Here is a 9,646-nt window from a genome sequence, read left to right on the forward strand (position 1 = left end):
CGTCGGCGCGCAAGAGGCCTGATGGGGGGCCTGTAGACCCTGGTTCGCCGGGCCTATTCGAGGCTTTTTTGGAGGAATTCGGGCAAATGGGATCGGGTGCCGGGCCGGAGTTTTCGATTGCGTTCGGGGTTTGTTTGCGCCGGACATGGCACCCGTCAAAGGCTGATTGACAATGGGGTGTCGCTGTCAACAGTGGTGCGGTAGCGTGGCTCCCACCTCGTGAAACAAGCCATGCGGAAGCAGGTGGGACGTGAAGGCGGCTGAGGACTTCGGCCCCTGGCTGGCGCGCCAGCTCAAGAACGCAGGGAAGAGCCAGACGGAGCTCGCGGAGGACTTGGGCGTGACCCGGGCTGCGGTCTCGGCCTGGATCGTGGGCCGTTCGGTGCCCCGCGACGACACCATCCGGCTGATCGCCGAGGTGCTCAACACCGACCTGGAGACCATCCACACGCGCAGTGCCGACGCCCAACTGGGGCTTCCCGTTTCCTGGTACCACCGGCCGGCGCACGCCGACGGCGGTCGCGAGTACGGCAACGCCGCCGCGTTCGCGTTCGAGGCCGACGTCGAGGTCCTCGCCCGCGAGGCCACGCAGAACAGTCTCGACGCGCGCCTTGACCCGGCGGAGCCGGTTCGGGTGCGCTACACGCTGCACCACCTCTCCGGCGAGGCCGTTGCCCGGTTCCGTGAGGCCATCGATTGGGAGAACCTCCTTCCGCACTACGACGCGCTGACCGTCGACAACGGCAAGCAGGGCAAGGTCGCGCGCACGATCGCCGGTGGACTGCGTGACATGTACCAGAGCCACCGCCTGGTGCTGCTCCGGATCGACGACTACAACGCCACCGGCCTGACCGGTGGCGACTACGACGACGGGATCTTCGCTGCCGTCGTCCGGCGTCAACTCGACAGCCAGAAGCGGGACCTCGGGGCGGGCGGCTCCTACGGCCTGGGCAAGGCCACCCTGTGGGCGACCAGCCGGCTCGGCCTCGTGCTGATGAACTCCACGCTCTCCGAACCTCACGAGGGTCGAACCGAACGTCGTCTGATCGGCCGGCTCGATCTGCCCTGGCGTGAGGTCGACGGCCGGGAGTTCGCGGGGCCGGCCTGGTTCGGGCGCCCCGACTCGACCACCAAGTCCGCGGACGTGGCCCGCTCCTGGTGGGCGGACGAGGATACCGTCGAGAAGCTCTACCTCACCCGCGAGAGCGCGGCGCCCGGTACCTCCTTCCTCATCGTCGGTGCTCACGACGTCGCCAGCCGAGTGCCCGCCAAGGGCACCGAGGACGAGGTGGAAGCCGAGGAGAACGAGCACGACGCCGTCCTCCGCATGCACGCCCGGCTCGTCGACGCGCTCGGCCGCAACTTCTGGGCCGCCATGACCGGCGGTGGCGACCACAAGCCGCACCTGGAGGCGTCCGTCCGTACCTACATCGACGGCTCCCTCGTGCGTGACGAGGACGTGGATCCGGTCGTCACCCAGCCCTCCCGTACCCGTGCCCTGCGTGCCTTCCTGGAGGGGACCACCGTCGACCGCCTCACGGGCCCCGGGCAGGTCGCCCGAACCGCCGTCACGCTCAACGTGCCTCTGCACGGAGGCCAGGTGCGCGGTGGAGTGACGCACGAGGCGGTGGTCCTGGTCACCGCCGCCGAAGACGCCGATGGCGGTTCCAACCGACTGGTCTCCATGCGGGGCAACCGCATGACCGTCAAGGACAGTCCGGTCACCAACCTCCCGATCGGCACCGACCCCTTCCAGGCCATCCTCCTCACCGGTCGTGCGGCGGGCCCGGACGCCCCCGGCGCCGAGGCGGCCGAGGAGTTCCTCCGTGCTTCCGAACCGCCCGAGCACGACAAGTGGGGGCAGACGGAGGAACTGCGCCTCGCCTACTCGCCCTCCGCCTACCGGCGCATCGCCGCCCTGACCACGGCGGCGAACACCGCGGTGCGCGACCTGGTCGCCGTGCCGCGGGCGAAGCGCCGAAACGGGGGAGAGGCCAAGATCGCCGGCCGGCTCAAGGTGGGCGGCGGCGCGAAGAAGCCGCGCCCTGCAGCGGCCGCGGTCCTGCCCGAACTGGACAACGTGGACGCGTTGATCGACGAGACCGGAGCCTGGTCGGTCACTGTGGACCTCAGGGTCCCGTCCGGCGCGGACACGGACCGTCCGGTCACACCGGTCGCAAAGTTCGACGTGCGTTCCGGCCCTCGTCCGGCCGCGCCCTGGAGGGACCTCGTCGCCATCAGCGGGTGCGAGGTCGTCGACGGGGCCCTGCAGCTGTCGCCGGGCAGCCGCAAGGCTGTCTTCCGCGGTGTCACCGACGTGTCGCGCCACCCGGTCCGGGCCCAACTCACCGGGCTGGTCGTCGAACTCCGCATCGGAAAGGGGGAGCAGGCGTGAAGGTCTACCCTTACCGGCGGCTGACCGGCAACGTGTCCTGGCGCGTCGAGAGCGCCCAGACCAAGGCCGAGGGCGAGCCGTGGGAGGACGTGGAGAGCAAGTACCTCTCCACCGTCGAGCGCGTCGTCGCACTCGGGCCGGACGAGGACCGCCCCGACTGGACGCAGGCCCGGTTGCGGCTCTCCGTAGGCCTCCCGGCCAGGGCGCTCGATCCCTCGGGGCCGTGGCAGGACGTCAAGGTCGTCGCGGTCCTGACCGAGCGGGCCACCAACACCCGGACGAGCGTGGAGTTCTCCCCGGTCTCCGACGACGGCCGGGAGCGGACCGCCGAGCTGTACCTCTACCGGCGCGACCTCCTCGACCGGGCATCGCTCGTCGTCCACGTCGTGGCCACCGTCGACGGCGTGCCCGGCCGGGTGATCGCCACCTCCGACGCGGAGTGGTTCGTCGACGTCATCGAGGTCGTGCCGCTGCTCGCCCGTGAACTCGAAGTCAAGATGGTGAACTTCGGCGCAGGGGCGAGTCGACTCCAGCGCTACAAGGATTCTCCCTGGCTGGTCGACACCACCGGCCGGATCCCGGCCGTGCGCGTCAACATCGACTTCGACGGCCTCGGCGACCTGATCGGCGCCGACGGCGGCACGGGCCCGGAGAAGACCGTCCGGGAACTCCTCCTCGCGCAGATGTGCTCCGAGGTCTGGACGGCCGTCTTCCACTCGGCCGTCGGAGACCTCGAGGCGGAGGACGACGGTACCCCGGTGTTCCCGCACGGCTGGCAGGGCGAGGTGCTGCGCGAGATGCTTCCCGACATGTACCCCGACCGCCGGCCCGAGGAGGCGCTTCGGGAGGTTCACGCGGCGCGCATCGGTTCGTCCGCCGCAGGGTGGGGGGAACTCCAGTCCCGGATCCACTTCGCCGCCTCCCGGCGGGCCAACGTCCCCCGGACGCTTTCCACCACCATCCGCGATCTGGAACGCCTCACGCAGGGGGACGCATGACCGACCGGCCCAGCCACTTCCCGGAGCGCCTCGCCCTGCTGCCGAACGCCGAGGTGGGCGACTTCCTCACCGAGGGCCTGCTCACCGGCCGCGAGGACGTGCCGAGCATCGCGCTCAACCAGGTCACCGAACCGCTCCCGCACGCCGACCGGCGCGGCGAGCTGCGGCCCGTCCGCGACCTGGCCGAGGACGCCATGGCCTACTGCCGGAACGGCGGGCTCAAGACCACCCAGGCCGACGCCTGGCTCGCCCCCCGCCTCCACTCGGTGCTCCGCCTCAGTCGCCGCGAGGCGGCCGATCCCGGTTTCTGGAACTACCTCGCGCTCGGGGTCGCCCCGGACTACGTGGTCTGGCGGCACCTCTCGGAACCCAAGGACGGCAAGGTCGCCAAGGTGGCAGCCGAACGCTTCCGGGGCTCGTACCACAAGCAGGCCTTCGCCCGGCTCTGGTGGGCGGCGGAGCTCTTCCGTGACGGCTCGGACTACGGTCCCGTGGTCACGGCCTGCGGCAACCAGGACATCCTCAACACCGCGCTCCGGATGTCCCTCGTCAACCACCGACCCACCGCCCAGGCGATCGTCCGGCTGGTCGAGAAGGGGTCGGTCGCCACCGGCCGCGAGGCCAACGCCCTGGCCGGCGCCGTCAACGCCGCCGCGGCGACGCTGATGTACGACGTGATCGCCCCCGACCACCCGGAGCGGGACCCCCGTCCGCTGCTCGACTGGATCGACGAGGCCGAGACCGCGCGCCAGGTGTCCAGGAACGTGCTCCCGACCGGTCCCGACGAGGAACGCGCGCCGGAGCTCTCGGTCACCGTCCTGGCGGACTACTTCGCCGATCTCCTGGCGGACGCGCCGGTCCGCGGGCGGGACGAATCGGAGGAGGAAGAAGGAGCGGACTGACCCTCGGGCTCCGGACAGTCGGGTCCGCAACCGTCCGGAGCCTTGCAACCGTCGGTACGCAGCTGCGCGTACTCGGCCGACTTCGGGTCGAGTCGGCCCCAGCTCCCGCGGAGCTTCTCCTCCGGCGGGAGGGGCAGGGAGAGCGCTGCCGCGAGCACGTGCATGCCGAACAGCGGAGGCACGGCGTTGCCCACCTGCTGCGATCGGTCGCCGCCGTCCCAGGGGTAGTCGGGGGGGAACGTCTGGAGGATGCCGGCCTCGGGGATGGTCAGGCGGTCCGGGTCCAGTGCCGGGCCGTCCGGGTGTCGACGGACGGCGTTGCGGGAGACCTTGCCCGTGACGGTGAACGACGGCTGCCGGTACGTGCGGATGCCGCGCTTCTTGGGATCGCCTCCGCTGCCGTAGTTCGACACGATCTCGAAGGGGCCCTTACGGCTCGTCAGGACCCTCTCCATCGAGACCCACGGCTCGAGCAGCACGGTGGTCCCGTCCACCGGCAGCGCGGTCTGCTTCTCCTCCGGGCCGCCCTGCTCCGGCTTGTGCGGATTGAAGGTGTGGTGGGTGGGGGCGGGGAGCGGGGGAGCGGGGTGCTTGTCGAGCCGCGCGATCAGGATCGTCCGGCGGCGGGTCTGGGGGACGCCGTACGCCTCGGTGTGCAGGGTCTTCACCTCGGCCACCTTGTACCGGACCCTCGTGCCGTCCTCCCGGGGCAGGCCCGTCTCCAAGGCCTCCTTGTAGACCTGCCACAGCGCCTTGACCGCGGGAACCTGCTCCAGGACGATCACGTCGAACGGTCGCTTGTCGCGGTTCTCGCAGTCGAGGGCCTTGATCGCGTACCGGAGCGGTTCCAGGACGAGGGCGGTCCTGCCGTCGCCGCCCAGCTTCTTCAGCTCCTCGTCGATCTCCTTCTCGCCGACGCCGGCCACCAACTCGTGGATGAGCTTCTCGACCTTGTCCAGCGCCTTGCGCCCGGCGCCGTTGCCGGCGACCGAGTACGTCTGGCAGGGCGGACCGCCGGCCAGGACGTTCAGGCCGGAAGGCAGCTCGTGGAAGCGGTTGCGACGGACCTCGCTGACGTCCGCGTGCCACGTCTTGAGCCCGGCCGCGTACCGCGTGTCACAGGCGTCCTTGTCCCACTCGATCCCGAGCGACGGCACGTCCAGCATGTGCGCAGCCACGTCCAGACCGCCTGGACCGGCGAAGAGGTCCAGAATGTACGGAACCTCGAGATGGAAGGCGGCGGCGTCCGAGCTGGTCATGTGGCGAGAGTCTAGCCGGCGACGGCTGCCACGACCTACTCAGTCCGTGTTCGTGCTACGCGCAGCCCTGCGCTGCGGTCGCCGTTCCCGGACCACGGCGGCGATCCGTTCGGCGGCCTCGGCGGCCTTCTCGTGCTCCCAGACCCGGACCGCCAACCAGCCGGCCTCGGCGAGGCGGGCATCCGTGTCGCGGTCCCGCGCGCGGTTCTTCTCGATCTTCTCCCGCCAGAACTCGGCGTTGTTCTTCGGCCACGTCGCGTGCTCGGGGCAGGCGTGCCAGAAACAGCCGTCGACGAATACCGCGACGCGCGAAGGACCGAAGACGATGTCCGCCTCACGGCGCACCCCCGCGAGTGGCCTGCGGTGTTTCCGGAAGCGCAGTCCGGCGGCGTGCAGGGTGCTGCGGAGCACCACCTCGATCTTCGTGTCGTGGCTGCGTTGTTTGCTCATCCGATCGCGGGTCTCGGGCGTGGTCTCCAGGGAGTGCATGGTCCCATTCTGGCGCGGAGCACCGACAGGATCGCGGGCGGCCGCGGTGGGCGGTACGACGCGCGGCCGGGGGCTGCCGGGATCCGGTGCCGGGCGCGGTTACGCTCGGCAGCGGTGAGTGCGGTGAGCCGCCGCACCGGATCGATGGCAGGAGGCCACGTCGTGTCCCGCGTGCGAGTCCACAACTTCTCGATCTCCCTCGACGGCTACGGCACCGGGGAGGGCCAGAGCCTCGACCAGCCGTTCGGCCACGCCGGGACGCGGCTCCACCAGTGGTTCTTCGGGACCCGGACGTTCCGCGAGATGCAAGGGGCCGAGGGCGGCAGCACGGGCGTCGACGACGCCGTGGCGCGTGCGTGGGGTGAGGGCATCGGGGCGGAGATCATGGGACGCCGCAAGTTCGGCCCCCAGCAGGGGCCTTGGGAGGACCACGACTGGACCGGCTGGTGGGGCGCCAACCCGCCGTTCCACACCCCGGTGTTCGTCCTCACCCACCACCCGCGCCCGTCCGTCGAGATGGACGGCGGAACCACCTTCCACTTCGTCGACGGCACCCCGCACGAGGTGCTCCACCGGGCGCGCGAGGCCGCGGGCGGCCTGGACGTGCGGATCGGCGGCGGCCCGAGCACCGTCCGCGCCTTCCTCGCCGCGGACCTGGTCGACCACCTCCACGTCGTGGTCGTCCCCATCGTCCTCGGCCGCGGCGAGCGCCTGTGGGACGGCCTGGAGGGCCTGGAGGAGCGCTTCCAGGTGGAGTCGGTCATGACCCCGAGCGGCGTCACGCACGTGACGTTCACACGGCCGTAGGGGCGACGGCCGGCCCGGATTCAATTCGGCCGGGGGAGCGCGCGTGCCCGGTACGGTGGGGGCTGACGTGGTCAACGGGCTTGCGGGGCAAGGGGCGTGTGGAGGGTGTCGGCGTGGTGGGTGGGACGGGGCCTGCGGAACTCCTCGGGGAGTACCGGGCGCGGGGAGCGGCCGAGGCGGCGGACGTCGAGCGGGCGCGCGAGCTCCTCGGGAGCGGCGTGGACGCGTGGGACCGCGGGACGCCGCTGCACTTCACGGCGTCCGCGCTGATCGTGCACCCGGAGAGCGGGCGGGTGCTGCTGCGGTGGCACGTGCGGCAGCAGGCGTGGCTGCACGTCGGCGGGCACGGCGATCCCGGGGAGACGGAGGCCCTGGCGGTCGCGCTGCGGGAGGGGCTGGAGGAGACCGGGCTGACGGACCTCGCGCCCTGGCCCGACGCGGCGCTCATGCACGTCGCCGTGGTGCCGGTGCCCGCCTCGACCCGCGAGCCGGCGCACGAGCACGCGGACCTGCGCTTCCTGCTGGCCACCGCGACGCCCGAGGCCGTACGGCCGGAGAACCCGCAGTCGCCGCTGGAGTGGCTCACGGTGGCGCAGGCCCGGCAGCGGACCACGGAGGCGAACTTCCGGGAGACGATCGACCGCGCCGGGCGGCTGCTGGGGGCCTGAGCGCGGTGCCGGGCGGCCGGGAAAATCGGGTGGCGGGCGGAAGCGGAACGGGTAGCGTCGGGCGTCCTGCCGTACACGTGAGGTGGATCAGTGGAGCAGATACTCAAGGGCCAGACGCTCGTCTTCGACGCTGACGACACGCTGTGGGAGAACAACGTTCTCTTCGAGCGCGTCATCGACGGCTTCATCGACTGGGTGGCCGCCCCCGGGGACGAGGCGTGGACGAGGGCCCTGCTCGACGGTATCGAGGCGCGGAACGTGGCGGCGCACGGCTACGGCTCCGAGGTGTTCCGGCTGAGCCTGCGCGAGTGCCTCCAGGAGGTCCGCGGCCGGGTGGCGACGGATGAGGACGACGCCCGGATCACCGAGCTGCTGCGGCCGCTGACGGACCGTCGGGTCGAGCTGATCGAGGGCGTCGCCGAGACGCTCGCCGCCCTCGCCCCGCGCCACGAGCTGCTGCTGCTCACCAAGGGCGCGGTGGAGGAGCAGCAGTGGAAGGTGGACGCCTCCGGCGTCGCCCACCACTTCCGGAGCGTCCACATCGTCCCGGAGAAGGACGAGGACACCTACCGGCGGCTCACCGCCGAGCTCGGCCTGGACGCCGGCCGCACCTGGATGATCGGCAACTCGCCCAAGTCGGACATCCTGCCTGCCGTCCGTGCCGGGCTGAAGGCCGTCTTCATCCCGCACGAGCACACCTGGGTCATGGAGCACGAGGAGCTGCGACCCGAGGACGCGACGCTGCGACTGGCGCGCTTCGACGAGTTGCTGCGGCACTTCTGACGTGAGCTGAAGACATCGGGGACGGCCCTCCTCCCGCACCAGGGGGGCTGTCCCCTTTCGCATGCCTGCGGAGCGCCCGGTAGTGGGGTGGGGGCAGTCGGATAGGGGTTCATCGCGGTGTCGGGGCGGTTGGCTTCCCGGATCCACTGCCGCGCGTGATGGCGCGGAACGGATATGAGGAGACGGGTAGTTGAGGACAGCGGCCGAGGAGTGGATGCACCGGTTCCACTCGGCCGACGGCGCTGCGGCCAGGGCGCCGCCCCACGGGGGCCGACCGCCGACCGGGCCTGTCGCCGCCGGCGCGCGGAACCGCCGGGCTACAGTCGGCCGCATGCGCCTCAGCACCGTGATCCTCCCCGTCCACCGGTGGGGCGAGGGACAGAAGCTCTGGCGGCGGGCCGAAGAGCTCGGCTTCCACGCCGCCTACACCTACGACCACCTGTCGTGGCAGTCGTTCCGCGACGAACCCTGGTTCGGCGCGCTGCCCACCCTGACGGCGGCGGCCACCGCGACCGAACGCATCCGCCTCGGGACCCTCGTCACCAACCCCAACTTCCGCCACCCGGTCACCCTGGCCAAGGAGTTGATCACGCTCGACGACGTCTCGGGCGGACGCCTCACCGTCGGCATCGGCGCCGGCGGGACGGGCTTCGACGCGCAGGTGCTCGGGCACGAGGAGTGGTCCCCGAAGGAACGGGCCGACCGCTTCGGCGAGTTCGTGCCCCTCCTGGACGCGCTGCTGCGCCGGGACGCGACCACGCGGGACGGCCGCTACTACGCGGCCGTCGAGGCCCGGAACATCCCCGGCTGCGTCCAGCGCCCGCGCGTGCCCTTCTGCGTGGCCGCGACCGGCCCGCGCGGGCTGCGGCTCGCCGCCCGGTACGGCCAGGGCTGGGTCACCTGCGGGGACCCGGCCGACCCGGACGTCCCGGCGGAGCGGGCCCCGGGCGTCGTCGCCGCACAGCTCGCGAAGCTCACCGCCACGTGCGAGGCCGAGGGGCGGGACGCGGCCTCGCTCGACCGGCTGCTCCTCCAGGGCTTCACCGGCGAGCGGCCGCTCGACTCACTCGACGCCTTCGTCCAATGGGCGGGAACGTACCGGGAGTTGGGGATCACCGAGCTGGTCGTGCACTGGCCGATCCCGGACTCGTGCTTCGCCGCCGACCTCGCCGTGTTCGAGCGCATCGCCACCGAGGGCCTGGCCCAGCTGGGGTGAGCGCTTTCGGGGGCGGCCGACGGCGGAAGCCACCTGGGGTGGCCAGGTGGCTTCCGGGGGGGGGGGGGGGGGGGGTTGGGCTGGGGGCTGGGGGCTGGGGGAAAGGGGACGTTTGTGGTGGGGGGGTTG

Annotated in this window: 9 protein-coding genes; 7 read left to right on the forward strand and 2 right to left on the reverse strand. The window is 71.7% G+C overall.

Translation table 11 applies throughout. The features are described 5' to 3' along the window. The first annotated feature begins 250 nt into the window (after positions 1–250). From ACFXDE_RS29075 to ACFXDE_RS29085, 3 genes are read left to right on the forward strand one after another with little or no spacing between them, the layout of a single operon-like run. Positions 251–2,395 carry a helix-turn-helix domain-containing protein gene (locus tag ACFXDE_RS29075; protein ID WP_380497646.1) on the forward strand — a complete coding sequence of 715 codons (2,145 nt, stop codon included), beginning with the start codon at positions 251–253 and terminating at the stop codon, positions 2,393–2,395. Then, positions 2,392–3,393: a hypothetical protein gene (locus ACFXDE_RS29080; RefSeq protein WP_380497647.1), complete on the forward strand. Its 1,002-nt coding sequence runs from the start codon at positions 2,392–2,394 to the stop codon at positions 3,391–3,393. The genes ACFXDE_RS29075 and ACFXDE_RS29080 overlap by 4 nt, the downstream gene beginning before the upstream one ends. Next, positions 3,390–4,295, forward strand: a complete 906-nt coding sequence (locus ACFXDE_RS29085) for a DUF6339 family protein (RefSeq protein WP_380497648.1) — start codon at positions 3,390–3,392, stop codon at positions 4,293–4,295. Before ACFXDE_RS29080 ends, ACFXDE_RS29085 begins: the two co-directional genes overlap by 4 nt. Here the strand turns inward: ACFXDE_RS29085 and ACFXDE_RS29090 are convergent. Both ACFXDE_RS29090 and ACFXDE_RS29095 read right to left on the reverse strand, forming a co-directional pair. Then, the gene (locus tag ACFXDE_RS29090) at positions 4,220–5,554 is read right to left on the reverse strand and encodes a DNA cytosine methyltransferase (RefSeq protein WP_380497649.1); all 1,335 of its coding nucleotides are present in this window, start codon (positions 5,552–5,554) and stop codon (positions 4,220–4,222) included. The genes ACFXDE_RS29085 and ACFXDE_RS29090 overlap by 76 nt on opposite strands. Before the next feature lie 39 nt (positions 5,555–5,593). After that, positions 5,594–6,043 carry a very short patch repair endonuclease gene (locus tag ACFXDE_RS29095; protein ID WP_380497650.1) on the reverse strand — a complete coding sequence of 150 codons (450 nt, stop codon included), beginning with the start codon at positions 6,041–6,043 and terminating at the stop codon, positions 5,594–5,596. A 162-nt stretch (positions 6,044–6,205) separates the two neighbouring features. Between ACFXDE_RS29095 and ACFXDE_RS29100 the strand changes: the two genes are divergently transcribed. The 4 genes from ACFXDE_RS29100 (at position 6,206) to ACFXDE_RS29115 (ending at position 9,517) form a co-directional block, all read left to right on the forward strand. Continuing rightward, the gene (locus tag ACFXDE_RS29100) at positions 6,206–6,850 is read left to right on the forward strand and encodes a dihydrofolate reductase family protein (protein WP_380497651.1); all 645 of its coding nucleotides are present in this window, start codon (positions 6,206–6,208) and stop codon (positions 6,848–6,850) included. A gap of 113 nt (positions 6,851–6,963) precedes the next feature. Next, positions 6,964–7,518 carry an NUDIX hydrolase gene (locus ACFXDE_RS29105; RefSeq protein ID WP_380497652.1) on the forward strand — a complete coding sequence of 185 codons (555 nt, stop codon included), beginning with the start codon at positions 6,964–6,966 and terminating at the stop codon, positions 7,516–7,518. A gap of 90 nt (positions 7,519–7,608) precedes the next feature. Further along, positions 7,609–8,301, forward strand: a complete 693-nt coding sequence (locus ACFXDE_RS29110; protein ID WP_380497653.1) for an HAD family hydrolase — start codon at positions 7,609–7,611, stop codon at positions 8,299–8,301. A 331-nt stretch (positions 8,302–8,632) separates the two neighbouring features. Next, positions 8,633–9,517: an LLM class flavin-dependent oxidoreductase gene (locus ACFXDE_RS29115; protein ID WP_380497654.1), complete on the forward strand. Its 885-nt coding sequence runs from the start codon at positions 8,633–8,635 to the stop codon at positions 9,515–9,517. Positions 9,518–9,646: the final 129 nt, after the last annotated feature.

This window comes from Kitasatospora sp. NPDC059408, from assembly GCF_042751525.1.
Taxonomy (GTDB): Bacteria; Actinomycetota; Actinomycetes; order Streptomycetales; family Streptomycetaceae; genus Kitasatospora.